19 protein-coding genes are annotated in these 24,798 nt (G+C 59.7%); 8 read left to right on the forward strand and 11 right to left on the reverse strand.

What is annotated here, in order from left to right:
- Nucleotides 1-77: 77 nt before the first annotated feature.
- The 6 genes from E0F99_RS15075 to ppsA all read right to left on the reverse strand — a co-directional run bounded on the left by E0F99_RS15075 (nucleotide 78) and on the right by ppsA (nucleotide 6,452).
- On the reverse strand, nucleotides 78-902 hold the full coding sequence (locus E0F99_RS15075; RefSeq protein WP_003175519.1) for a mechanosensitive ion channel family protein: 825 nt from the start codon (nucleotides 900-902) through the stop codon (nucleotides 78-80).
- A gap of 2 nt (nucleotides 903-904) precedes the next feature.
- A complete protein-coding gene (locus E0F99_RS15080; RefSeq protein WP_005790375.1) occupies nucleotides 905-1,150 on the reverse strand; it encodes a hypothetical protein in 246 nt (81 codons plus the stop codon).
- Nucleotides 1,151-1,237: 87 nt separating this feature from the next.
- Complete coding sequence (locus E0F99_RS15085; protein ID WP_083357324.1) at nucleotides 1,238-2,233, reverse strand: zinc transporter ZntB; 996 nt, start codon at nucleotides 2,231-2,233, stop codon at nucleotides 1,238-1,240.
- A gap of 25 nt (nucleotides 2,234-2,258) precedes the next feature.
- A complete protein-coding gene (rraA, locus tag E0F99_RS15090; RefSeq protein ID WP_083357323.1) occupies nucleotides 2,259-2,750 on the reverse strand; it encodes a ribonuclease E activity regulator RraA in 492 nt (163 codons plus the stop codon).
- 230 nt (nucleotides 2,751-2,980) lie between these two features.
- Nucleotides 2,981-3,970 carry an alpha/beta fold hydrolase gene (locus tag E0F99_RS15095; RefSeq protein ID WP_083357322.1) on the reverse strand — a complete coding sequence of 330 codons (990 nt, stop codon included), beginning with the start codon at nucleotides 3,968-3,970 and terminating at the stop codon, nucleotides 2,981-2,983.
- 106 nt (nucleotides 3,971-4,076) lie between these two features.
- On the reverse strand, nucleotides 4,077-6,452 hold the full coding sequence (ppsA, locus tag E0F99_RS15100; RefSeq protein WP_083357321.1) for a phosphoenolpyruvate synthase: 2,376 nt from the start codon (nucleotides 6,450-6,452) through the stop codon (nucleotides 4,077-4,079).
- A 178-nt stretch (nucleotides 6,453-6,630) separates the two neighbouring features.
- Here ppsA and ppsR point away from each other — a divergent pair, with 178 nt between their 5' ends.
- Nucleotides 6,631-7,449: a posphoenolpyruvate synthetase regulatory kinase/phosphorylase PpsR gene (ppsR, locus tag E0F99_RS15105; protein ID WP_058412273.1), complete on the forward strand. Its 819-nt coding sequence runs from the start codon at nucleotides 6,631-6,633 to the stop codon at nucleotides 7,447-7,449.
- Nucleotides 7,450-7,518: 69 nt separating this feature from the next.
- Here ppsR and E0F99_RS15110 read toward each other — a convergent pair whose 3' ends face one another.
- Nucleotides 7,519-8,943, reverse strand: a complete 1,425-nt coding sequence (locus tag E0F99_RS15110; RefSeq protein ID WP_083360382.1) for an aminotransferase-like domain-containing protein — start codon at nucleotides 8,941-8,943, stop codon at nucleotides 7,519-7,521.
- Between the two features lie 160 nt (nucleotides 8,944-9,103).
- Here E0F99_RS15110 and E0F99_RS15115 point away from each other — a divergent pair, with 160 nt between their 5' ends.
- From E0F99_RS15115 to E0F99_RS15135, 5 genes are read left to right on the forward strand one after another with little or no spacing between them, the layout of a single operon-like run.
- Nucleotides 9,104-9,997 carry a DMT family transporter gene (locus tag E0F99_RS15115; protein ID WP_162276206.1) on the forward strand — a complete coding sequence of 298 codons (894 nt, stop codon included), beginning with the start codon at nucleotides 9,104-9,106 and terminating at the stop codon, nucleotides 9,995-9,997.
- Nucleotides 9,998-10,032: 35 nt separating this feature from the next.
- Complete coding sequence (moeB, locus tag E0F99_RS15120) at nucleotides 10,033-11,895, forward strand: molybdopterin-synthase adenylyltransferase MoeB (RefSeq protein WP_083357320.1); 1,863 nt, start codon at nucleotides 10,033-10,035, stop codon at nucleotides 11,893-11,895.
- Nucleotides 11,896-11,910: 15 nt separating this feature from the next.
- The gene (locus tag E0F99_RS15125; RefSeq protein WP_083357319.1) at nucleotides 11,911-12,825 is read left to right on the forward strand and encodes a PLP-dependent cysteine synthase family protein; all 915 of its coding nucleotides are present in this window, start codon (nucleotides 11,911-11,913) and stop codon (nucleotides 12,823-12,825) included.
- A gap of 37 nt (nucleotides 12,826-12,862) precedes the next feature.
- Nucleotides 12,863-13,855 (forward strand): serine O-acetyltransferase, encoded by a 993-nt coding sequence (locus tag E0F99_RS15130; RefSeq protein ID WP_083357318.1) that lies wholly within the window; start codon nucleotides 12,863-12,865, stop codon nucleotides 13,853-13,855.
- Nucleotides 13,856-13,857: 2 nt separating this feature from the next.
- Nucleotides 13,858-14,586 (forward strand): alanyl-tRNA editing protein, encoded by a 729-nt coding sequence (locus tag E0F99_RS15135; protein WP_083357317.1) that lies wholly within the window; start codon nucleotides 13,858-13,860, stop codon nucleotides 14,584-14,586.
- 62 nt (nucleotides 14,587-14,648) lie between these two features.
- On the opposite strand, the gene E0F99_RS15140 is transcribed toward E0F99_RS15135, so the two are convergent.
- Nucleotides 14,649-15,611: a hypothetical protein gene (locus E0F99_RS15140; RefSeq protein WP_083357316.1), complete on the reverse strand. Its 963-nt coding sequence runs from the start codon at nucleotides 15,609-15,611 to the stop codon at nucleotides 14,649-14,651.
- A 373-nt stretch (nucleotides 15,612-15,984) separates the two neighbouring features.
- On the opposite strand from E0F99_RS15140, the gene E0F99_RS15145 reads away from it, so the two are divergent.
- Nucleotides 15,985-17,730: an ABC transporter permease gene (locus E0F99_RS15145; protein WP_083357315.1), complete on the forward strand. Its 1,746-nt coding sequence runs from the start codon at nucleotides 15,985-15,987 to the stop codon at nucleotides 17,728-17,730.
- Between the two features lie 14 nt (nucleotides 17,731-17,744).
- Entirely contained in the window at nucleotides 17,745-19,064 is a 1,320-nt protein-coding gene (locus E0F99_RS15150; RefSeq protein WP_083357314.1) for an ABC transporter ATP-binding protein, read from the forward strand.
- A gap of 149 nt (nucleotides 19,065-19,213) precedes the next feature.
- Here E0F99_RS15150 and prpD read toward each other — a convergent pair whose 3' ends face one another.
- The 3 genes from prpD to acnD form a co-directional block, all read right to left on the reverse strand.
- On the reverse strand, nucleotides 19,214-20,698 hold the full coding sequence (prpD, locus tag E0F99_RS15155) for a 2-methylcitrate dehydratase (protein ID WP_083357313.1): 1,485 nt from the start codon (nucleotides 20,696-20,698) through the stop codon (nucleotides 19,214-19,216).
- A 126-nt stretch (nucleotides 20,699-20,824) separates the two neighbouring features.
- Entirely contained in the window at nucleotides 20,825-22,015 is a 1,191-nt protein-coding gene (gene prpF / locus E0F99_RS15160) for a 2-methylaconitate cis-trans isomerase PrpF (protein WP_083357312.1), read from the reverse strand.
- 10 nt (nucleotides 22,016-22,025) lie between these two features.
- Entirely contained in the window at nucleotides 22,026-24,620 is a 2,595-nt protein-coding gene (acnD, locus tag E0F99_RS15165; protein WP_083357311.1) for a Fe/S-dependent 2-methylisocitrate dehydratase AcnD, read from the reverse strand.
- Nucleotides 24,621-24,798 lie beyond the last annotated feature (178 nt).

Genomic DNA, 24,798 nt, shown 5'->3' on the forward strand with positions numbered 1-24,798 from the left:
GCCGACAGTCAGGTCAATGTCCGCTACAACCCGGTCAGCCGGGTTTGCGGCGGCGTACATTAGCAGGGTTTGCCGGGTTAGCGGCTACTGACCTGCTGCTCGAGGAGAATCCGGTTGGACAGCGACACCAGGTCACCGTCATCGGTCAGCACCGTCGTTTTCACGGTTCCGATCTCCTCGATTTGCCCTTCGACCTCGCCCACACGCACCTGTTGCCCAACCTGATACAACTCACGCACATAGATTCCCGCAAGAATCTGGCCAGCAATTTCCCGGCTTCCCAAGCCCATGGCCAGCGCAACGGCCAGACCAACGGTAATCAAGACAATCACGATCACGTGGTTGAGCAGGTCAGTTTTGACCTCCAACTGGCTAATCGCGACTGAAATACTGATGATAATGACCAGGCCCTGGGCAATTCGTCCCAGGCCCGCAGCATAATCCAGACCCACACCTTCAGCGGCCCCGCGCACCAGCCCATTGGCCAGCTGCGCCAGCAAAACGCCTACCAGCAGCACCAGCGCGCCGCCGAATACTTTCGGCAAATACAGTGCCAGCATGTCGAGCGTAGCTGAAACTCGCTCAAGTCCAAGGGATTGAGCTGCAGAAACCAGAAAAATAAGTAAAACGAACCAATAAACGATCTTCCCGATCAGGGTCGAGATCGGCACCTGCAACCCGGCGCGGCCCAAAAGCTTGGTCAGGCCCGTGCCTGCCATCAAGCGGTCCAGGCCGAGTTTTGCGAGTAATTTGGAGAGCAAGGTGTCGAGCAACTTGGCCACGACAAAGCCTAGCAATACCAGGACCAGGGCACCAAACAGGTTGGGAATGAAATTCGCCACCTTGGTCCACAATGCGGTCATTGCCGTGACCAGGCTCTGGGTCCAGAGATCAAGTTCCATATTCAATCAGCCTTATCAGCAGTGCGAGCAAGAGGTTTGCGACGGGACACCGGCGATACGTGGGCCGAACCATTGTTCAGGGCCATCATCAACGCTGGCAACCAACGACCGAGCAGACCGAACAGGTCACCCGCCCCTACCTGACGGTTGGCGGTTTTCAACACGCGACCAAGGCAAGCATCGTCGTCACGGTTGGACGGCGAAGCATTGAGCATGTCACGCAAAGACTGTTCGAACGGATCGTGCATAAAAGACCTCTCGCAAGTGTTTTAAAAGACGAGGGTTAAATTCTTCGGGTCACATGGGCCCCGTCGTACGTTCAGCTCATATTCAGGTCAAACCCAGCGCAATCGTCGAAATAGCCACCACTGCCCCAGTGCCACAGCGACCATCATCAGGCACGCAATTACGAACCCATAAGGGCTGCTGGAGAACGGAATTCCGCCCACATTTATACCCAGCAAACCGGTGAGAAAACTCATCGGAAGGAAGATCCCAGTGATGATCCCGAAACGGTACATGGTGCGATTCATACGCACACTCAAGCGTCGGTCTTCGGCCTCAAGCACAAGCCCCACGCGCTCCCGGGCCAATTCGAGCTCTTCCAGATAGCGCGTCAGACTGTTGTGTAATTCATTCCAATAGTCGGCATCGTCGTCACAGAACCACGGCAATTTTATCCGTGTGAGCTGGGCAAAAATATCCCGCTGGGGTGCCAGAAAACGTTTGAGTCCTGCCGCTCGCCGCCGGATCTGCAAAACGCTGCCATGCTCCGGAGTATACCGTTCGTCGGTATCAAGTTTTTCTTCTTCAACATCGACGATTTCGGACAGTTCGGTGACCAGATCCTGCACTTTATTAGTCAGGTACTGCGCCATATAGAGGATGAGTTCGGACGCGGATTTTGGTCCTTTGCCGTCTGCCAATTGCACCAGCAGCTCATCGGTCGCGCGCAGCGGTCGCAGACGCAGTGAAATCACACGATTGGCCGCAGCAAAGATCCGCACCGACACCATGTCTTCCGGCTCCGCGCCTGGGTTGAGGTTGACCCCACGCAGGAACAGCAGCAATTCGCCATCGGTCAGCGGTAACAGCCGCGGACGGGTGTTTTCCTCCAGCAGCAAGTCACAGGCGAACTCGCTCAAGCCGCTGGACTTACGCAACCAGGTCTGGGTTTGCGGATGGCTGCGATCCCAATGCAGCCACAGGCTTTCCTGGGGCTGCAGTTGCAAGTCGTCGAGCTCAGTCCGGGCAATCGAACGCGCACCGCCTTTACCGTCCAGCACCAGAGCATGCACCAGCCCCCACTGCGCGTTTTCTTCCTCGAACATCCTCACCCCTATCGGTTACTGCGGTTTATTCAGGCATTTTCAGCGGGCTTGGCGAGACGATCACGCCATTATTGTCCGCATAGATGTATTCACCCGGTCGGAACGTCACGCCGGCGAAGGTCACTACCACATTCAGGTCGCCAATACCGCGCTTGTCGGTTTTCATCGGGTGCGTCGCGAGCGCCTGCACGCCCAAGTCAGTTTGTGCTATGACATCGACATCACGGATGCAGCCGTAGATCACCAGCCCTTCCCAACCATTTTTTGCGGCTTTCTCAGCGATCATGTCGCCCAGCAACGCGCGACGCAGGGAACCACCGCCGTCGACCACCAGCACCTTGCCGGCGCCTGGCTGGTCGGCTTGTTCCTTGACCAAGGAGTTGTCTTCGAAACATTTGAGGGTGACGATTTCGCCGCCAAAAGAGTCTCGACCGCCGAAATTACTGAACATCGGCTCAACCACCTGCACCAGGTCCGGGTAGGCGTCGCACAGGTCGGGCGTCACGTAATGGTTCATCGAAAAACTCCTGTCGTTACGGAAGAGGTCGAACATCCCACGGTGTACATCAGAAAAACGCATCGCAACAGGCATTCTTTAACTGCTTGCCCGTCGGCGGCGGCCATGATCAGACCCATTTCATCGCAACGCAATAACCACTGCGCGACTGAATATGACCAGAAGCGTTTAACGCGTCATATCTTAGCCGCAACCACACACGAGCGAAACGCCCTCGACAGAGCGCTCAGTCAAACCGCCTCGAGTACCTGAGGTTGCGCCCCGGCCAGAGGTGTCAGCGGATCTTTCAACCAGCGCTCTACCAAAGGCCACACTTCAACCTGGGCGGCTTTGCTGACCAGCATCTCGACATGCCCGAAATCCCCGGCAAAGCCTTGCTGGCGCCCCAGGCACAGGTATTGGCGATGCTCGGAACCGACCTGCTCAAACAACTTGCGGCACGCCCAATCCGGATCCTGATGGTCGCCAGCCGCGCTCACTGCCAACAACGGCACATCAACCTCTGCGAGGCCTTTCCACCAATCTTGCTTTCCATCACCAAAGCGACCGAACAGGCCGTTCCAACGCATGGCTTCGATCATCACGCCTGCCGGTTCGTCCTCCGGGCCACGCTTGAGCCGTACGCCTGACACCTCGCCGAAGCGCTTCAAGAGTAAACGGCCGGTCCATTCCACCGGTGGGATTTTCAACGGCCAGTGGGTCCGGCTGACCTGACAGCCAAACAGCGCCACCGAGGCCACTGCCGGCGCGCCAAGGTGCTGACCGCCCAATGCCGCGGCCAGCGCAGTGCCTCCCAGGGAATGGCCGACCCAGTGTGGGATTTGTGCACTTTGCTCACGCACAAACGCGCCGATGGCGGGTAAGTCGTAACGCGCGTAGTCGGCGACGCGATTCTCCGCGTAGCCCTGATTGCGCTTGGACAAACCATGCCCGCGCATTTCCGGGATCCACACATCAAATCCTCGGCGCGCCAGGTAAGCCCCAAGGCCAATGCCTTTGGGCGAGTACCAGAAGCGCCGGTTGGAAAAACTACCGTGCAACAAAATAACCGGCGTGCCCCGGTTTTCCGGGGCATCAGCCAGGCCCAAACGGGTCACGGCCAGCTCGACGGTGCCGTCAGGGCTGTTGCCGGGTTTGAGGCGGTACACATCTTCACTCAGGTCGCCACGACGTTCAGCGCTGATCAGGGCGACGGGAAACAGATTGCTGCTGCTTTGCATAATGCTCTTGCACAAAAAAGGGCGGCGTCCGGAAGGAGTTCCGCCCTGCACAGATAAGAATGCCGGTCACCCTTGATGAGTGACCGGCACTTTTGACGTATCGACCTTAGGCGGACGCTTGGCCTTCTGCCAGGAAGAACCAGGTTTCCAGCACGGAATCGGGGTTCAGCGAGACGCTTTCGATGCCCTGTTCCATCAGCCATTTGGCCAGGTCCGGGTGGTCGGAAGGGCCTTGGCCGCAGATGCCGATGTACTTGCCGGCCTTGTTACAGGCCTGGATGGCGTTGGCCAGCAGCTTCTTGACCGCAGGGTTACGCTCGTCGAACAGGTGCGCGATGATCCCTGAGTCACGGTCCAGGCCCAGGGTCAGTTGGGTCAGGTCGTTGGAACCGATGGAGAAACCGTCGAAGAACTCCAGGAACTCTTCGGCCAGGATGGCGTTGGACGGCAATTCGCACATCATGATGACGCGCAAGCCGTTTTCACCACGGCTCAAGCCGTTTTCGGCCAGCAAGTCGACGACTTGGCTCGCTTCACCCAACGTGCGGACGAACGGCACCATGATTTCGACGTTGGTCAGGCCCATCTCGTTGCGCACGCGCTTGAGGGCACGGCACTCGAGTTCGAAGCAGTCACGGAACGCTTCGCTGATGTAACGCGAGGCGCCACGGAAACCCAGCATCGGGTTTTCTTCTTCTGGTTCGTAGAGCTTGCCGCCGATCAGGTTGGCGTATTCGTTGGACTTAAAGTCCGACAGGCGCACGATGACCTTTTTCGGGTAAAACGCCGCCGCCAGGGTGCTGATGCCTTCCACCAGCTTCTCGACGTAGAAACCCACCGGGTCGTTGTAGCCTGCGATGCGCTTGTCGACGCTTTCCTTGATCTCCGGCGGCAAACCGTCGTAGTTCAGCAGGGCTTTGGGGTGCACGCCGATCATGCGGTTGATGATGAACTCCAGGCGGGCCAGGCCCACACCAGCGTTCGGCAACTGCGCAAAATCGAAGGCGCGATCCGGGTTGCCGACGTTCATCATGATTTTGAACGGCAGGTCGGGCATAGCGTCGATGGAGTTTTGCTTGATGTCGAAGCCCAGTTCACCTTCAAAGATAAAACCGGTGTCGCCTTCGGCACAGGAAACCGTCACGCCTTGGCCGTCTTTCAACAGTTGGGTGGCGTTGCCGCAACCGACAACTGCAGGAATCCCCAGCTCACGGGCGATGATCGCCGCGTGACAGGTTCGCCCGCCACGGTTGGTGACGATGGCGCTGGCGCGTTTCATCACGGGTTCCCAGTCCGGGTCGGTCATGTCGGAGACCAGCACGTCGCCTGGCTGGACTTTGTCCATCTCGGACACGTCCTTGATGATCCGCACCTTACCCGCGCCGATGCGCTGGCCGATGGCGCGACCTTCCACCAGCACGGTGCCGGTTTCCTTGAGCAGGTAGCGTTCCATGACATTGGCTGAGGTGCGGCTCTTCACGGTTTCAGGGCGCGCCTGCACGATGTACAGCTTGCCGTCGTCACCGTCCTTGGCCCACTCGATGTCCATCGGGCACTTGTAGTGCTTTTCGATGATCATCGCTTGTTTGGCCAGTTCGCTGACTTCAGCGTCGGTCAGGCAGAAACGCGCACGCTCGGCCTTGTCGACTTCAACGGTTTTTACCGAGCGACCAGCCTTGGCCTCGTCGCCGTAGATCATCTTAATAGCCTTGCTGCCCAGATTGCGGCGCAGGATCGCCGGGCGGCCAGCCTCAAGCGTGTGCTTGTGCACGTAGAATTCGTCCGGGTTGACCGCGCCTTGTACGACGGTTTCGCCCAGGCCGTAGGCACCGGTGATAAACACCACGTCACGGAAACCCGATTCGGTGTCCAGGGTGAACATCACGCCGGCAGTGCCGGTTTCCGAACGCACCATGCGCTGTACGCCAGCAGACAAGGCCACCAGTTTATGGTCGAAACCCTGGTGTACGCGGTAGGAAATAGCGCGATCGTTGAACAGCGAGGCGAACACTTCCTTGGCAGCGCGGATGACGTTTTCGACGCCGCGGATATTCAGGAAGGTTTCCTGCTGGCCGGCAAAGGAGGCGTCCGGCAAGTCTTCGGCGGTGGCCGAGGAGCGCACGGCGACGGCCATGTCGGGGTTACCCGCCGACAGCGTGGCGAAGGCGGTGCGGATCTCTTCGTTGAGCTTCTCGGGGAACTCGGCGTCCATGATCCACTTGCGGATCTGGGCACCGGTCTTGGCCAGGGCATTGACGTCATCGACGTCCAGGGCGTCCAGCGCGGCGTGGATCTGAGCATTGAGGCCGCTCAGTTCGAGGAAATCGCGGTACGCCTGGGCGGTGGTGGCGAAACCACCGGGCACCGAGACACCAGCGCCTGCAAGATTACTGATCATCTCGCCGAGGGATGCGTTCTTGCCCCCCACATGCTCTACATCATGGACGCCGAGCTTATCGAGGGAAACTACGTACTCTACCAAGGTGATCTCTCCACTTTCTGTGTTGGAAAAGCTCAGGACGCCGACTGCTCAGTAAGAGCAAACGCCAGCGCTTGTGGCCTGGACCTGGAAAATAAGTGAGAATGCGGCCCACTGCGGGACGGCAAAATCGCGCCTATCATATCCAAGATTCGCCATCAGCTTAAGGCCCAGGGCTCAAATGAAACGATCTGCTTTCTTTATCTCCGACGGCACCGGCATCACAGCCGAAACATTGGGCCAGAGCCTGCTCGCGCAGTTCGAAAACATTACCTTCGCCAAATTTACGCGGCCTTATATAGACAGCGTGGATAAAGCGCGGGCCATGGTACAACAAATCAATCTGGCGGCTGAAAAAGACGGTTTTCGGCCGATCATTTTCGACACCATCGTCAATCAAGACATCCGTGAGATCCTTGCAACCTCCAATGGTTTCATGATTGACATTTTCTCCACGTTCCTGGCGCCACTGGAACAAGAGTTGAGTGAACACTCCTCGTATTCCGTAGGAAAGTCCCATTCCATCGGGCACAACTCCAATTATATGGAGCGTATCGAGGCGGTGAACTTCGCGCTCGACAATGATGACGGCGCCCGCACTCATTATTACGACAAGGCCGATTTGATTCTGGTGGGTGTATCCCGCTGCGGCAAGACGCCGACGTGCCTGTATATGGCCATGCAGTTCGGCATCCGCGCGGCGAACTACCCGCTGACCGAGGACGACATGGAACACCTGACGCTGCCGGCCGCCCTGCGCGCGCACCAGCACAAGCTGTTCGGCCTGACCATCGACCCGGACCGCCTCACCGCCATCCGTAACGAGCGCAAGCCCAACAGCCGCTATTCGAGCTATGCCCAGTGCGAGTTCGAAGTACGCGAGGTGGAAAATCTGTTCCGGCGCGAGAATATTGCGCACATCAATTCCACGCATTTTTCGGTGGAAGAGATTTCGGCGAAGATTCTGGTGGAGAAAGGCGTCGAACGACGTTTTAAATAAACTCGAACTAGGGGTACCGAAGTGCCTGTGTGGCGAGGGCACTTGCTCACTCGCCACTAATAGACCGGCCTACAAGTGAAACCGGCCCCCACCCTGCCCCAACGCGGTCGCCAGCGCATCAAATCCCTCACGCAACAACTGATCATCCCCCGACGTATTACAGATGCTCGCCCGAATGAACTGCGGCACCGCCGTCTGCCCTACGGCAAACGCCTCGGCGGTGGCAATCAGGTAATTGTTCTGCTTGAGCTCGGCCTCGATTTCCGACGCGCGCCATGGCTCGGGTACTTCAATCCAGAAATGCGGGCTATTCAGATGGGTGCAGTATTCAAGGCCGGCCAGCAGGTCGCGCACCAGGGCTTTGCGACGACTGATCTCATTGATCTGCTGGCGTAGCAGGTATTGCGCCGTGCCGTTTTCGATCCATTGGGTCGCCAGCTCCAGCGTCACCGGCGTGGCCATCCAGCAGGTCGAGCGCAAAGCCGCTGAAATACGACTGACCAGCGCCGGTGGCGCGTGCACATAGCCCACGCGCAGCCCGGCGGACACCGCCTTGCTCAAGCTGCTGATCAAAATCGTACGCTCAGGCGCGAAATAGCTGAGGGGCGGCGGCCGATCCTCCACCAATACGCCGTGGGCTTCGTCTTCAAGAATCAGCAGGTTGTGCTCGCGGCACACTTTAACCAAGGCTTCCCGGCGTGCGACCGACAATACCGCCGTCGTCGGATTCTGAATGGTCGGCGTGCAGTACAACGCCGACACCCGGTGATTACGACAGACTTCATCCAGCGCGCCTGGCAGCACGCCCTCTTCATCCATCTCCAGGCCGATCAGCCGCACACCCAGCATGCGCGCAGCCGTGATCAGGCCAGGATAGGTAAGTTGTTCGGTGACCACTGTATCGCCCGCCCGCAATAGCGCCATCATCGCGCAAAGCAGGCCATGCTGGCCGCCATTCACGCAGATGACCTGCTCGGGAATGGGATGAAAATCACGCTGCACCAGCCACTGCGCACCGGCTTCACGGTAGCGTGGCAAACCGGCATCCGGGGTGTAGGCGCTGATGTCCTGCAGGAACTTGGCGTTGGTCGACAAGGTTTGGAAGCTCTGGGCCAGAAACACGGTCTCTTGCCCAGGAATATGCATGTTTCGGCTCATGTCGAAGTGATGGCGTGGCTCCTCGCTGACGTTGCGAAAGCCTTCATCACGCTGGCGTTCCATCCCACGCTTGCGCACGAACGTGCCGTCTCCCACACGCGCCACTACTAACCCCAGGCGCTCCAACTCGCCGTAGGCTCGGCTGATGGTGCCGATGGTCACACCCAGATTGTCGGAAAGCACCCGGTGGGGCGGCAGTTTTCGTCCGGGCTCAATCAGGCCCTCAAGGATGCCTCGCTCCATCACATCGGACAGGCGCTTGTACTTCACGCCCTGACCGCTGGACAACCCCTCACGCATAATTGACACCATGTCAATATTTGTTTTGACAGCCATCATTCGCCCTAATAGTGTGCTTTTACGGGTTCAATCACCGAATGAAACAACTTAATACACAGTCAATATAGAGTTCAATTCCGGCTCAGGGAAGCAATAAACGATGCCAATGTCCGCCGTTCTTGAAAACACAACAAAAACAAAAACTCAGAAACAGTGGTTGGCCGGCCTGGTCACCAGCATGATGTTTCTTATCGTGTGCCTGAGCTGGGGCACCACGTGGCTGGGGATCAAGATCGCCGTCGAAAGCGTGCCACCGCTGACATCGGCGGGCCTGCGCTTCTTGATCGCCTTCCCGCTGTTCCTGTGTTTTGCCCTGGTGCGGCGCGAGCCGATCCTGTTCCCGCGAGAAAGCCGCTGGTTCTTTGTATTCGTGACCCTGTCCTACTTCAGCGTTCCCTATTACTTGCTCAATTACGGCGAGATGCATGTCTCCTCAGGCCTCACCGCACTGCTGTTCAGCTGCATGCCGGTGTTTATCCTGATCTTCTCCGCGCTGTTTCTGCGCGAGCGCATCTATTTTTCCCAGGTGGTCGGCATCGGCATCGGTTTCGGCAGCCTCTACATGATCATCAAGAGCCAGGGCCTGCACCTGGACCACGCCGAGCTCTTCGGGGTACTGGCGATTCTGACCGCCGCGATCATGCATGCCTTGTGCTACGTCATTACCAAGCAAAAAGGCAGTGCCATCAGTGTGATCACCTACAACACCCTGCCCATTGGCATTGCCGGGCTGATGCTGTTCGTGGCCGGCCTGTGGTTTGAAACACCCACCTTCGAAAACATCACCCTGCGTTCCTGGAGCGCGCTGTTTTACCTCGGGCTGGTGGCATCGGTGGGCGGGTTCATCGTGTACTTCATGCTGCTCAAGCGCTTGAGTCCGATCATCCTGTCATTCGTGTTCATCATCTTCCCGGTGTTCGCAGTGATCATCGGCGCCTGGTACGAAGGCGTGGAAATTTCCCGCGACTTGATGCTGTACTCAGCCATCCTGCTGGCCGGTTTTGCGATCACCAAGTTGCCGGTTGAAAAATTCCTGGCCAAGAAAAATTGACCCTCCCACCCCTCACTCAGCAACGCGAGAGAAACATGGACGTCCTCCGCCCGACCGCCCTGGAACAGATCTACGCCCACGCCAACCGCAGCTACCCCGAGGAATGCTGTGGTTTTGTCTTCGCCGACGGCAGCGTGTACCAGGGCAGCAATATTCAGAACGAGCTGCACCGCAAGAACCCCGAGATGTACCCGCGCAGCGCGGCCAACGGCTACACCTTTTCCGTAGCCGACACGCTGCTGATGAACAAGGCGTTTCGCAGCGATAACCCGGTGGTGGTGATCTACCACTCCCACCCGGATGTCGGTGCCTATTTCAGTGACGAAGACCAGGACAAGGCGCTGTTCCTGGGTGAGCCGATCTACCCCGTCAGCTACTTGGTGGTGGACGTTCGCCAGGGCCAGGCCCTCGGCTCAAAGCTGTTTGCCTGGGATGGCAAGCATTTCGCTCTTCAACCTTTCAACGACCTGCACACGGAGTTGTCCATGAACGCTGTCTCTTTCCCCGACATTCTGGTTCGCGTGGCCAAGCTGCCGGAATCGACCCTTGAGGGCACCGGATCGACATTGCGCGAAGTCATTGAAAACCTCTGCAGCAACCATCCACAGCTGCGCCCGCACCTGTTTCACGAAAAGAACAACCAGCTCAAGGAACACTTCCTGTTCACCGCCGAAGAAGAACTGATCGGTGCGGACGAGCCGTTGCCGGAAAAGGCCAAAATCGAAGTGCTGCTTGCCACGTCCGGTGGCATGGACGTCGACGGCCTTAGCAATGAAGAGGTGCAGCGCTACGTGCGCCACATCACCCTGCCGGGCGTCGGCCGCGAAGGTCAGTTGAACCTGAAAAAAGCCAAGGTGCTGATCATCGGCACCGGCGGCCTGGGCTCGCCCATCAGCCTGTACCTGGCGGCGGCCGGCATTGGCACCCTGGGCCTGGTGGATTTCGATGTGGTGGAAAGCAGCAACCTGCAACGCCAGGTCGTCCACGGCAACAGCAGCCTGGGCATGCCCAAGGTCGAGTCTGCCAAGCAACGCCTGCACGACCTCAACCGACATATCCAGATCAACGCGCACAACACCGCAATCAACGCCGACAACGCACTGGAGCTGGTAGGCGCCTACGATCTGGTGATCGACGGCACCGACAATTTCGATACGCGTTATCGGGTCAACGACGCCTGCGTGCAGCTCGGCAAACCGTTGGTGTATGGCGCCATCTACCGCTTCGACGGGCAGATCAGCGTGCTCAACTATAAAGGTGGTCCGTGCTACCGCTGCCTGTTCCCGTCAGCACCGCCTGCCGAATTGGCGCCCAACTGCAGCGCCGGTGGGGTGATCGGTGTGCTGCCGGGAGTGGTCGGGATGATTCAAGCTACTGAGGCCATCAAGTTGCTGATCGGCATTGGCGAGCCTCTGTCCGGCCGGTTGATGCGCTTCGATGCACTGGCGATGAAATTCAGCGAAATCCGCTTCAAGCGCCGCCCCGACTGCCCGTGCTGCTCGGAACTGCGCCATAGCGAAACCGTGGCCCCGGCGGTTTGCGCCGATGCAGTCCCAAGCCAACCCTCTCTCGCCGAGGAACGCTACATCAAGCCGCACGTACTCAAGCAAGTGCTTGAACACCACCGCAGCGCCGATGTGCTGCTGGACGTGCGCGATGCCAGTGAGCTTGAAGTGTGCAAATTGCCGGGCGTAGTGCATATCCCCCTGGCCGAACTGGATGGGCAACTCGACAGCCTCAGCCGCGACAACACCCACTACCTGATCTGCTACGCCGGAACCCGCGCCGAGCAAGCGGCCAGCACCTTGCTGGCCGCCGGTTTCGCCAACACCAAAGTCCTGCAGGGCGGCATGAAACATTGGGTGCGTGACGTCGAACCCGATATGCCTTTGTACTGATTCGGGGACTGACCGATGTTGCACAATTCCATTCTCGACGTGATCGGCCGTACGCCGATTGTACGCCTGGCGCAGTTTTCCGAAGACCTCGGCATCGAGGTCTACGCCAAGCTTGAATCCCTCAACCCCGGCGGTAGCCACAAGGCGCGCATCGCCTTGGGCATGATCCTCGACGCAGAGCGCCGGGGCGTGCTGATGCGTGACTCCGGGCAGACCATCATTGAGCCCAGCGGCGGCAACACCGGCATCGGCCTGGTAATGGCCGGTAACGTACTGGGCTATAAAGTGGTGCTGGTGATTCCCGATAACTACAGCCCAGAAAAGCAGAAACTGCTACGCCTGTACGGCGCCAAGGTGGTGCTCTCGGACAGCCGCCTGGGGAACAACTCCCACGGCGAAAAATGCATGGAGCTGCAACTGGAAAACCCCAGTTACGTGATGCTCAACCAGCAGCGCAACGGCGCCAACCCGCAAACTCACCGCGATACCACCGCGCCGGAAATCCTCCACGCCTTCGGTGAGCGACGCGTGGACTACTTCGTCAGCGGCATCGGCACCGGCGGCCACATCACCGGCATCGGCGAAACCCTCAAGGTTGCCTGGCCGGCAATGCGCGTGATGGGTGTGGAACCGGAGGAATGCGACCTGCTGAAAAACCAGCACGCGCCGCACCATATCCAAGGCCTGTCGATTGGCTTGATCCCGAGCATTCTTAACGTGGATGTGCTGGACGGAATGCTGAAAGTGTCGCGCCAGGCGTGCATCGACATGATGAAACGCATCATGCGTACCGACGCCATCAGCCTGGGCTTGTCCTCGGCCGCCAACATGGTTGCCATCGCGCAGCTCGCCCCCGAACTGCCGCCCGAAACGGTGGTGTTGACCATGGTCTACGACAATGCTGACAGCTACCTGCCCAGTTTCGAATAACCGGTTTCCCAACTATCCAGAATGCGGGGGTGCCTCCATGGGGGGCTTTATCGACATGCAACAGCTGCACGATGAGCTGCTCACGCACCTTATCCAGACCTTGACGCCTGCGCAGATGAAGCAGTTGGAGCCACACCTGGCGCCGTTGATCCAGAACGCCGCCCAAGCCGTAGCCGAAGACTTGATCGCCTACGCCTATCGCGACCCGGCGTCACGCGGGCGCGGCGAGTTGATCCTGGAGTCCTATGCTTCGTTCAAGGCGGTGCTGTTTTACCGCCTTGCGCACCTGGTGTGGCATTTCCCTGACCAGACCACCGGCACGTTTTCGCGCATGGCCCTCAAGCTCAGTAACCAAGGCAAAATCCTTTCCGGCGCCGAGATTCATCCCGCAGCGCGTATCGGCCGACGCTTTGTGCTGGACCACGGCTACGGCACGGTGATCGGCGAAACCTGCGAGATCGGTAACGATTGCTACATCCTTTGCGGCGTCACCCTGGGCGCCCGAGGTATCGCCAACAACCCGGATGGCAAACGCCACCCACGCCTGGGCAACAATGTCGAGGTGGGATCCGGCGCCCGCGTGCTGGGCTATGTACTGATCGGCGACAACGTGTTTATCAGCCCCTCCTGCGTAATCACCCAGGACGTGCCGGCCGGCACTAAGGTCAAAGTGGTCAACCAGGTCCAATTGCAAAAAAATGCCGAGTCGGATCACAGCAATTATCTGGGCGCCTTCGCCATGGATGAGCGTTTGCACGTGGTTGGCGAAGTCAGCGCCAGCCACAAGGTCACGGTGCTGGACGCCGACTTTCACCCCTTGCAGGGGCTGATGCTGGAACCCACGGTGAAAGAACGCCATCACCTGCAATTTCGCCTGCGCCGCCTTGACGTCGGCGACCAGTTGCCGCGCCTGCCGCTGAACCTGAAAGTCTGCGGGCCGGAATTTGAAATTACCCTGCTTTCCCCCCCTGGCTTAAGTGCAATGGTGCGTCATCTGTTGCAAGCCAGCCCACTGATTGTCGGAGGTTGAACATGTCCGTGCACACCATGGAAACCCTGGCGCTGTTCGACAGCGCGCCCTACCAAAACGCCTTCAGCGCCCGGGTGATTGCGGTCAGCGAACACGGCGTCGCACTGGAGCACACGCTGTTTTATCCCACCGGCGGCGGGCAGCCGGGAGACACCGGCCACCTGACACTGGCCGATGGCACGCGGGTCGACGTGATCGGCACCGTACGTGACCCGGTGTTGCGTTCGATCATCTGGCATCAGGTGGAACATTGCCCCGAGCAACTGACCGCCGGGGTGCAGGTGGACGCTGGCCTGGACTGGGAACGGCGCTACCAGCACATGAAGATGCACACCTGCCTGCACTTGCTGTGCTCGATCATCGATGCCCCCGTCACCGGCTGCAGCATCAGCGCCGACAAAGGCCGCCTGGATTTTGATCTGCCAGAAATGACCCTCGACAAAGACAGCATCACCCGCGACCTCAACGCACTGATCCAACAGGCACACGCGGTGAAAACCCTGTCGATGCCCGCCACGGAGTATTCAACCCTGCTGCAGATCACCCGCACCCAGGCGGTTGCGCCGCCAGTGATTCAGGGATCAGTGCGGGTGATTGAAATCGCCGGGATCGATATCCAGCCATGCGGCGGCACCCATGTGATCAACACCGAGGAAATCGGCCGGGTGTTCTGCGAGAAGATCGAGAAGAAGAGCAAGCACAACCGTCGGGTGATCCTGCGGTTTGAGTAAACGATCGATGCTGAAGCGGATGAGTGTGAGGTCGCCCCACACTCACCTAGGCATGTCGAGCCCTAGCCCTTTTGCGGAATTTTCTGAGCCAAGGTGGCTACCTGTTGTTGGAGTCTTGAGATGGTATCCGCGAACATGTCCTCCATATAATCAAGCTGGGCTTCAAGCCTGGCGTTTTCCTTCTTGATTCCTTCCACATCGCCATTCGCCGGCGCGGTTTGCGCATTCACCTGAGCCGAGCGTTCGTTTTGTGAAGAGGCCTGTGTTTCAGGCTGTGCGCTGTATGGCGAAGCCGACTCGGCGCCGTCCGCCTGCTCAGAAGGCGCCTGATTTTGAGAGGTGTTCATCGTGTCGATTCGCGTCATCAAATCATTAATTGTCTGAGTCAAGCCTTCGATGATCGCTTTGAACCTCTCGAGTATGCTGTCAAGTGTTTTGCTGAACGCAGCAGTCGCCTGGATCAGTTCATCAAGCCCCGCAGCCTGGCCTGGCTGAGTGACTGGAGCGTCCGGTGTACCTGGAGCAGGTGCTGGCTGCTGTGTGTCCGCAGATTGCTGTGTACTTACGTCATCCTGATTAGGAGACGTCTCAGGCGGCGCAACATTCTGACTATCGCTACCACGGCCCTGAGCCTGAGCGTTTGAAGCGTCGTTAGTGGCTTTGCCTGAAGTCTCAAGTTGTGCAGTCAGGTCCATTATTTTCTGGCTGAGCTGCTTGATAATCGGACCGAACTTGTCAGTCAACGCCTTGAGTTTGGCGTGAAGCGCGTTATTTTTTTCAGTCAGCTCTGCGAGCGGGTCCGGTGCACCCGCCCCCTGCGCCTGATTTGGATTAACGATGCTGCGATGGCTCGAAAAGTTGCCACGCTGTTCAGGCGTCATTTGCCTGTTGGGCGGCGCAGAATTGGCCTGAGCACCGTTTTCTTGAGCAGCTTGCGCGCTGTCTTCGTAGTTGATCGGCGACGCCTTCTGAGGCTGTTCATAGCCAACGGTGTAGGGTGCTGGCCGAGTGTTTACGCTAGTCATAGGTACCTTCCCAGATTCAGGTATTAAATTCGCAATTGCCGATTATCAGAGGGCCTGAATGTGCAAGCCGTCCGGTTACCTGATTGGCATTTATCTGGAAGAGGGTTCCGACGTCGTAGGTCGTGTGAGTAGCTATTTGTATCAGCGGTAGGGCCCCAACGCCTAGCCGCCGTTCGTACAGGAAACTGACAGCAAATTTATGTGCTTGTAACATTCAGAAACGTACAATCCCGCCAGCAACGTCTCGTTGCCCCTGACTCACGAAAACAGCGCCCGTCCTTCTCGCAGGGACACTCGTGCAGCAGCGAAGCTCACGCCCATCACGCCCCTGAACCTGAACGCTGCAGAACTGACAGCCTATGAGCAACGGCCTATGAAAAAAGTATTCCGTCACTACATACCGGCGTCCACGCTGCGCTTGCTGCCCAACCGCTGGGACTTGGTCGCCCTGCCGCTGGTGATTGGCTTTCTGTTGTTTTTTTCCATCACCGCCCGCGAGACCTGGGCGCCTATCGCCACCTTGCAAAGTGAAGTCATTTCCCTCGACCCGGCCAACCTGCCGGAGTACGCGATGCGCACTACCCTGCGCATGCTCGCGGCGATGGTCGCAGCGCTGATTTTCACGCTGTTGTACGGCACCCTGGCGGCCAAAAGCCGGCGCGCCGAGAAACTGCTGGTGCCGGTGCTCGATATCCTGCAATCGGTGCCAGTGCTGGGTTACATCTCCTTTACCGTGACGTTTTTCCTGCTGCTGTTTCCCGGGCGCGTACTGGGTGCCGAGTTCGCGGCAATTTTTGCGATCTTCACCAGCCAGGCCTGGAACATGAGTTTCAGCTTCTACCAGTCACTGCGCATGCTGCCCCATGACCTGGTGGAAGTATCGACCAACCTGCGTCTCTGCGGCTGGCAGAAGTTCTGGAAGCTCGACGTGCCCTTCGCCATGCCGGGGCTGGTGTGGAACATGATGATGAGCATGTCCGGCGGCTGGTTTTTCGTGGTCGCCTCCGAAGCCATCACCGTCGGCGACAAGACCATCACCCTGCCGGGCGTGGGCTCATACCTGGCGCTGGCCATTGCCCAGAAAGACCTGCACGCCGTGGGCTACGTGATCCTGGCGATGATCGCGGTGATCCTGATCTACGACCAGTTTCTGTTCCGCCCCTTGGTGGCCTGGGCTGACAAGTTCCGCATGGAAACCACCGCCTCCCAGGGTGCAGCGCCGCAATCCTGGGTGCTCAACCTGATCCAACGTACGCGCGTGGTTCAGCGCATCCTGCGCCCGATCACCCGCGCCATCAGCCGTATCGGCAACAAACGCTTCAGCCTGGCAGGCGGTGCATTCAAAGCGTTGCCGGTGGAAACACCTGGCACCTCAAAGATTATCGATTGGGCATGGGGCACGCTCATCTCCCTGATGGCGGCGTATGCGCTGTATCACATCGTGTTGTACGTCGGCACCGAGGTGACCTTCGCCGAGGTCGGCCATGTGTTTGTACTGGGCTTGATCACACTGCTGCGGGTCACCGGCCTGATCCTGATCGCGTCGCTGATCTGGGTGCCTTTGGGGGTGATCATCGGCTTGCGCCCCAGCCTCGCGGAAAAAATCCAGCCGCTGGCGCAGTTCCTTGCCGCGTTCCCGGCGAACCTGCTGTTCCCGGTGTTCGTGATCGTGATCCTGCATTACCACCTCAACCCGGATATCTGGTTGAGCCCGCTGATCGTGCTAGGCACCCAGTGGTACATCCTGTTCAACGTGATCGCCGGCGCCAGTGCGTTTCCCAACGACTTCAAGGAGGCCGCCGCCAACTTCCGTATTCGCGGCTGGCTGTGGTGGCGCAAGGTGATGCTGCCGGGAATCTTCCCGTACTACGTCACCGGCGCCATTACTGCGTCGGGCGGCGCGTGGAACGCCAGTATCGTTTCCGAGTACGTGTCCTGGGGTCAGGACAACGTGGTCGCGCACGGGCTGGGCGCCTACATCGCACAGACCACCGCCGCCGGCGACTTCCCAAAGATCGCGCTGGGCGTGGTGGTGATGTCGATCTTCGTCGTGGCCTTCAACCGCGCAGTCTGGCGGCCGATGTACGCCTTGGCTGAAAACAAACTTCGTCTGAATTGATGGGATTCGCTGTGATGAATAGCGCTACCGAACACGCGGCTGATACGCCGAGAATCTACTCGCTGAAAAACGTCAACCGCGTCTTCGGCAAAGGCAAAGACGAACTGCAGGTGCTCTGCGGCGTGGACCTAAGCCTGCATGAAGGCGAGATCGTCGGCATGCTCGGCCGCTCCGGCTCAGGCAAGTCCACGCTGCTGCGTATCATCGCCGGGCTGATTCAACCATCGTCGGGCGACGTCCTGTATAACGGCGCGCCGCTGAACGGCCCGGCTGAAGGGGTGGCGATGGTGTTCCAGACCTTTGCGCTATTCCCTTGGCTGACTGTGCTGGAAAACGTGGAAGCCGGCCTGCAAGCCTTGCAAGTCGAGCGCAAGGAAAGCCGCAGGCGCGCCCTGGCCGCCATCGACCTGATCGGCCTGGACGGTTTTGAAAACGCTTACCCGCGCGAATTGTCCGGCGGCATGCGCCAGCGTGTGGGCTTTGCCCGCGGCCTCGTCGTCAACCCAACCTTGCTGCTGATGGACGAACCCTTCTCGGCCCTGGACGTGCTCACCGCCGAAACCCTGCGTACCGACCTGCTGGATTTGTGGAGCGGCAAACAGCTGCCGATCAAGTCGATCCTGATCGTGACCCACAACATCGAAGAAGCGGTGCTGATGTGCGACCGCATCCTGGTGTTGTCGTCCAACCCCGGCCGCGTGGTCGCCGAAATCAAAGTGCCGTTTGCGCACCCGCGCAACCGGCTGGCCCCAACCTTCCGGCAAATGGTCGACGACATCTATGCGCTGATGACCGACCGGCGCAGCGCCGATGTCAAAGGCATACCCGAGCTGAAAATGGGCAGCCTGCTGCCACAAGTGTCCACCAACCTGATGGCCGGTCTGATCGAAACCCTGGCCGCCGAGCCCTACAACGGCCACGCCGGCTTACCGACCGTGGCGGAACGGCGCCTGCTGGAAGTCGACGATTTGTTCCCGGTGGCCGAAATGCTCGAGCACTTGGGTTTCGCCGAGCTCAAGGGCGCCGACATTACCCTCACCGACGCCGGCAAGCTGTTCGCCGACTACGGCACCCAAGAGCGTAAAACCCTGTTCGCCGAGCATTTGATCCGGCACGTGCCGTTGGCCGCGCGCATTCATCAGGTGCTGCTTGAACGCAGCGGGCACCGTGCGCCACGGGTGCGTTTTGAGCAGGAATTGGAAGACTCGATGACCGAAGCCTTTGTGGAAAAAACCCTGGAAAGCGTAGTGGCGTGGGGGCGTTATGCGGAGATTTTCTCGTATGACGACCATACCGAGACGTTTAGCCTGGATGATGTGGAAGGCAGTATGTAATTACCTGAGGCCGCCCCCCATCCAAATGTGGGAACAGGCTTGTGTGGGAGCGGGCTTGCTCGCGAATGCGGTGTGTCAGTGACAGATGAATTGCCTGACACTCCGCTTTCGCGAGCAAGCCCGCTCCCACATTAGTTTTGTAGTGTCTTCTAAATAACGAACAGATCTACAAACCGATTCACCGGCGTAGCCTCAAGCCGCGCCTGATCCTTGCACACTGCAAAAATCTCCCCGCTGCGTTGTGCGGTAAATCGCGTGGCCAGGTTGGCCTTGAACTTGTCTTCCAGCAATGGAATGCCATCCGCCCGACGCCGGCGGTGCCCAATCGGGTATTCCACCGCCACCTGCTCGGTGCTGGAACCATCCTTGAAAAACACCTGCACCGCGTTGGCGATGGAGCGCTTGTCCGCCTCCAGGTATTCGCGGCTGTAGCGTGGCTCTTCGACGATCACCATCTTCTGGCGCAGCTCATCAATGATCGGATGGGCCGCGTGAAACTCATCTTCGTACTGCTCGGCCACCAAGTTGCCGAACGCCAACGGCACAGCGGTCATGTATTGCAGGCAGTGGTCGCGGTCGGCGGCGTTGGCCAGTGGGCCGACCTTGGAAATAATGCGAATCGCCGACTCGTGGGTGGTGATCACAATACGCTCGATTTCAAGCAGCCGATCTTTGACCTGCGGGTGCAATGTCACTGCGGCTTCGCAGGCGGTTTGCGCATGGAACTCAGCCGGGAAGCTGATCTTGAACAGCACGTTTTCCATCACGTAGGTGCCGTAGGGCTGGGACAGGCTGAACGCGCGTTTGTCTTCAGGCTTGAGCGCCAGGTCCTTTTTGGTGTGGCTGAACAGCACGTCGTAGAAACCCCACTGCGGCGCGCTCAACACACCAGGAATGCCCATCTCGCCGCGCAGGGCTATATCCGCGAGGCGCACGCCACGGCTGGATGCATCGCCTGCCGCCCAAGATTTGCGCGAGCCGGCGTTCGGCGCATGCCGATAAGTACGCAGTGCCTGGCCATCAACAAACGCATGGGACAATGCAGCCAGCAACTGCTCGCGGTTGGCGCCCATCAGCTTGGCCGTGACCGCCGTGGAGGCGACTTTCACCAGCAGCACATGGTCAAGGCCGACGCGGTTGAAGGCGTTTTCCAGGGCAATCACACCTTGGATTTCGTGGGCCATGATCATCGCGTCCAGCACCGCGCGCACGGTCAGCGGTGCGTCGCCATTGGCCACGCGCTTTTGCGAAAGATGATCAGCCACGGCGAGGATGCCACCGAGGTTATCCGAAGGGTGACCCCATTCGGCGGCGAGCCAGGTGTCGTTGTAGTCGAGCCAACGCACGATGCAACCGATGTCCCAGGCGGCTTTAATCGGGTCCAGGCGAAAGGAGGTACCCGGCACGCGCGCGCCGAACGGCACCACTGTGCCCTCGACGATCGGCCCCAGATGTTTGGTGCACTCGGGGAAGCGCAGGGCCAGCAGGCCACAGCCGAGTGTGTCCATCAGGCAGTTGCGGGCAGTGTCCAAGGCGTCCCGGGACTCGATGCGGTAATTGAGGACGTAATCGGCGATGTCCTGCAGGACTTGGTCGTAATCGGGGCGGTTGTTCTGGTCGACGTTAGCGCTCATGGCCGTTCTCCAAACAGTTAGGGGTTGTTCCATCCTCAGGGTCAGGGTTGATCGTGGTTTGGCAGGTCTGATTGCCTGCCTTGGTCGTGCGGATACCACCATTCCATGTGGGGTCAGTGCAAGCTGTTAGAAGGCGTCGCCGGGAACGCGGACGAAGCCTTCCATCAGGACTCGCGCGCTGCGGCTCATGATGGCTTTTTTCACCCCCCATTCGCCGTTCACTTGTGTCGCTTCAGCGCCGACACGCAAGGTGCCGGACGGATGCCCGAAGCGCACCGCATTGCGCTCAACACCACCGGCTGCGAGGTTGACCAAGGTGCCGGAAATCGCCGCCGCTGTGCCAATCGCCACCGCCGCCGTGCCCATCATGGCGTGGTGCAGCTTGCCCATCGACAGCGCGCGCACCAGCAAATCCACATCACCGGCCTTGATTGCCTTACCGCTGGACGCCACGTAGTCCAAAGGTTTGGCCACAAACGCGACCTTCGGCGTGTGTTGGCGCTGGGCGGCTTCGTCCAGGTGTTTGATCAAGCCCATGCGCAAGGCGCCATAGGCGCGTATGGTCTCGAACATCGCCAGGGCTTTGGGGTCGCTGTTGATCGCGCCTTGCAGCTCGGTACCGGTGTAGCCGAGGTCTTCAGCGTTGATAAAAATCGTCGGGATGCCCGCGTTGATCAGCGTCGCCTTGAAGGTGCCGACACCGGGCACTTCCAAGTTGTCGATGAGATTGCCAGTGGGAAACATCGAGCCACCGCCGCCCTCTTCTTCCGCCGCCGGGTCCATAAACTCCAGCTGCACCTCGGCGGCTGGGAAGGTCACGCCGTCGAGTTCGAAGTCGCCGGTTTCCTGCACCGTGCCGTCGGTGATCGGCACGTGAGCAATGATGGTCTTGCCGATATTCGCCTGCCAGACCCGCACCACGGCTACGCCGTTGCGGGGCACGCGGGCCGGGTCGACCAGCCCGGCGCTGATGGCGAACGAGCCCACCGCGGCGGACAGGTTGCCGCAGTTGCCACTCCAGTCGACAAAAGGCTTGTCGATGGACACCTGGCCAAACAAGTAGTCCACGTCATGATCGGCGCGCGTACTTTTGGCGAGGATCACGGTTTTGCTGGTGCTCGAGGTGGCGCCGCCCATGCCGTCAATCTGCTTGTCGTAGGGATCGGGGCTGCCGATCACCCGCAACAGCAGGGCATCGCGCGCGGCTCCCGGCACCTGCGCCGCTGCGGGCAGGTCTTTGAGGCTGAAAAACACGCCCTTGCTGGTACCGCCACGCATGTACGTGGCGGGGATCTTGATTTGCGCTGCGTGTGCCATGGTTAACCCCTCAGGCGGTCGCCGCCGATTCCAGGAAGTCCTGGGCAAAACGTTGCAACACGCCGCCCGCCTCGTAGATCGACACTTCTTCAGCGGTGTCCAGGCGGCACGTCACCGGCACTTCGACACGTTCGCCATTCTTGCGGTTGATCACCAGGGTCAACTGCGCACGCGGGGTGCGCTGACCGATTACGTCATAGGTTTCGCTGCCGTCGATGTTCAAGGTGTGACGGTCGGTGCCCGGCAGGAACTCCAGCGGCAACACGCCCATGCCCACCAGGTTGGTGCGGTGAATACGCTCAAAACCTTCGGCGGCAATCGCCTCTACACCGGCCAGGCGTACGCCTTTGGCCGCCCAGTCGCGGGACGAACCCTGGCCGTAGTCGGCACCCGCAATAATGATCAGCGGCTGCTTGCGTTCCATGTAGGTTTCGATGGCTTCCCACATCCGCGTGACCTGGCCTTCGGGCTCGATACGCGCCAGGGAACCCTGCTTGACCTTGCCGTTTTCAACCACCATTTCGTTGAACAGTTTCGGGTTGGCGAAGGTCGCGCGCTGCGCGGTCAAGTGGTCGCCGCGGTGGGTGGCGTATGAGTTGAAGTCGACCTCCGGCAGGCCCATTTTCGCCAGGTATTCACCGGCGGCGCTGCCCGGCATGATCGCGTTGGACGGCGACAAGTGGTCGGTGGTGATGTTGTCCGGTAGCACCGCCAGCGGGCGCATGCCCTTGAGCGGACGGGCACCGGCCAGCGCGCCTTCCCAGTAGGGCGGGCGGCGGATGTAGGTGCTTTGCGGGCGCCAGTCGTACAGCGGCGCGACTTTAGGGCCGGTGTCTTCGTGAATCGCGAACATCGGGATGTAGACCGCGCGGAACTGCTCCGGCTTGACCGAAGCCTTGACCACCGCGTCGATCTCTTCGTCGCTCGGCCAGATGTCTTTGAGGCGGATTTCCTTGCCGTCGGCATCCAGGCCCAGCACGTCCTTTTCAATGTCGAAACGGATGGTGCCGGCAATCGCATAAGCCACCACCAGCGGCGGCGAAGCGAGGAACGCTTGCTTGGCGTACGGGTGAATACGCCCGTCAAAGTTGCGGTTACCGGAAAGCACGGCAGTGGCGTAGAGGTCGCGGTCAATGATTTCTTGCTGGATCACCGGGTCGAGCGCACCGGACATGCCGTTGCAGGTGGTGCAGGCGAATGCCACGACACCAAAACCCAACTGCTCCAACTCGTGGGTCAAGCCCGCTTCGTCAAGGTACATCGCCACGGTTTTCGAACCCGGCGCCAGCGAGGATTTGACCCACGGTTTGCGGGCCAGCCCGAGCTTGTTGGCGTTACGTGCCAACAGGCCGGCGGCGATCACGTTGCGCGGGTTGCTGGTGTTGGTGCAACTGGTAATGGCAGCAATGATCACCGCGCCGTCGGGCATTTGCCCCGGCACTTCGTCCCACTGGCCGCTGATGCCCTTGGCCGCCAGGTCGCTGGTGGCGACACGCGCGTGCGGGTTGCTCGGCCCCGCCATGTTGCGCACGACGCTGGACAGGTCGAAGGTCAGGCCACGCTCGTACTGCGCGCCCTTGAGGTCATCCGCCCACAGGCCGGTGTGACGCGCGTAGTGCTCCACCAGGGTGACTTGCTCGTCTTCACGGCCGGTGAGTTTCAGATAGGCGATAGTCTGCGGGTCGATGTAGAACATTGCCGCCGTGGCGCCGTATTCCGGGGCCATGTTGGAGATGGTCGCGCGGTCGCCCAGGGTCAGTTTGGAGGCGCCTTCGCCGAAGAACTCCAGCCACGCGCCGACCACTTTTTGTTTACGCAGGAACTCGGTCAGCGCCAGCACCATGTCGGTGGCGGTGATGCCGGGCAACAGCTTGCCGGTGAGCTCCACGCCGATGATTTCCGGCAGGCGCATCCACGAGGCGCGGCCGAGCATCACGCTCTCGGCTTCCAGGCCGCCGACGCCGATGGCGATCACGCCCAGGGCATCCACGTGTGGGGTGTGACTGTCGGTGCCGACGCAGGTATCAGGGAACGCCACGCCATCTCGCACCTGAATCACCGGGGACATTTTCTCCAGGTTGATCTGGTGCATGATGCCGTTGCCGGGCGGGATCACGTCGACGTTTTTGAAGGCCTTTTTGGTCCATTCGATAAAGTGGAAACGGTCTTCGTTGCGACGGTCTTCGATGGCGCGGTTTTTCTCGAACGCGTCCGGGTCGAAACCACCGGCCTCAACGGCCAGGGAGTGGTCGACGATCAGTTGGGTCGGCACCACCGGGTTGACCTGGGCCGGGTCGCCGCCTTGCAGGGCGATGGCATCGCGCAGGCCGGCGAGGTCGACCAGGGCGGTCTGCCCAAGAATGTCGTGGCACACCACACGCGCCGGGAACCACGGGAAGTCGAGGTCACGCTTGCGCTCGATCAGTTGGCTCAGGGACGCATTGAGCGTGGCCGGGTTGCAACGGCGCACCAGGTTCTCCGCGAGTACGCGTGAGGTGTAAGGCAAGGTGGCGTAGGCGCCAGGGGTGATTGCATCGACGGCCGCACGGGCATCAAAGAAATCCAGGCGGCTGCTGGGCAGCGGTTTACGAAATTCAGTGTTCATCGTCAGGACTCGGTCACGGTAGTTACAAAAGAAGAGCCGAGGCAGATCCAGAATTGGAATGAGGTCAAAATGTGGGAGCGGGCTTGCTCGCGAAGGCGGTGTAACAGTCGCCCTATGTGTTGAATGACACACCGTATTCGCGAGCAAGCCCGCTCCCACATTTTTGATTCGGTTACCA

The organism is Pseudomonas antarctica, from assembly GCF_900624995.1.
Classification (GTDB): Bacteria; Pseudomonadota; Gammaproteobacteria; order Pseudomonadales; family Pseudomonadaceae; genus Aquipseudomonas; species Aquipseudomonas antarctica.

Bases quoted from the DNA above. Each gene is read 5' to 3' on its own strand.
- E0F99_RS15075 (WP_003175519.1), bottom strand. From the start codon at position 902: ATGGAACTTGATCTCTGGACCCAGAGCCTGGTCACGGCAATGACCGCA.
- E0F99_RS15080 (WP_005790375.1), bottom strand. From the start codon at position 1,150: ATGCACGATCCGTTCGAACAGTCTTTGCGTGACATGCTCAATGCTTCG.
- E0F99_RS15085 (WP_083357324.1), bottom strand. From the start codon at position 2,233: ATGTTCGAGGAAGAAAACGCGCAGTGGGGGCTGGTGCATGCTCTGGTG.
- rraA (WP_083357323.1), bottom strand. From the start codon at position 2,750: ATGAACCATTACGTGACGCCCGACCTGTGCGACGCCTACCCGGACCTG.
- E0F99_RS15095 (WP_083357322.1), bottom strand. From the start codon at position 3,970: ATGCAAAGCAGCAGCAATCTGTTTCCCGTCGCCCTGATCAGCGCTGAA.
- ppsR (WP_058412273.1), top strand. From the start codon at position 6,631: ATGAAACGATCTGCTTTCTTTATCTCCGACGGCACCGGCATCACAGCC.
- E0F99_RS15110 (WP_083360382.1), bottom strand. From the start codon at position 8,943: ATGGCTGTCAAAACAAATATTGACATGGTGTCAATTATGCGTGAGGGG.
- moeB (WP_083357320.1), top strand. From the start codon at position 10,033: ATGGACGTCCTCCGCCCGACCGCCCTGGAACAGATCTACGCCCACGCC.
- E0F99_RS15125 (WP_083357319.1), top strand. From the start codon at position 11,911: ATGTTGCACAATTCCATTCTCGACGTGATCGGCCGTACGCCGATTGTA.
- E0F99_RS15130 (WP_083357318.1), top strand. From the start codon at position 12,863: ATGGGGGGCTTTATCGACATGCAACAGCTGCACGATGAGCTGCTCACG.
- E0F99_RS15135 (WP_083357317.1), top strand. From the start codon at position 13,858: ATGTCCGTGCACACCATGGAAACCCTGGCGCTGTTCGACAGCGCGCCC.
- E0F99_RS15140 (WP_083357316.1), bottom strand. From the start codon at position 15,611: ATGACTAGCGTAAACACTCGGCCAGCACCCTACACCGTTGGCTATGAA.
- E0F99_RS15145 (WP_083357315.1), top strand. From the start codon at position 15,985: ATGAAAAAAGTATTCCGTCACTACATACCGGCGTCCACGCTGCGCTTG.
- E0F99_RS15150 (WP_083357314.1), top strand. From the start codon at position 17,745: ATGAATAGCGCTACCGAACACGCGGCTGATACGCCGAGAATCTACTCG.
- prpD (WP_083357313.1), bottom strand. From the start codon at position 20,698: ATGAGCGCTAACGTCGACCAGAACAACCGCCCCGATTACGACCAAGTC.
- prpF (WP_083357312.1), bottom strand. From the start codon at position 22,015: ATGGCACACGCAGCGCAAATCAAGATCCCCGCCACGTACATGCGTGGC.
- acnD (WP_083357311.1), bottom strand. From the start codon at position 24,620: ATGAACACTGAATTTCGTAAACCGCTGCCCAGCAGCCGCCTGGATTTC.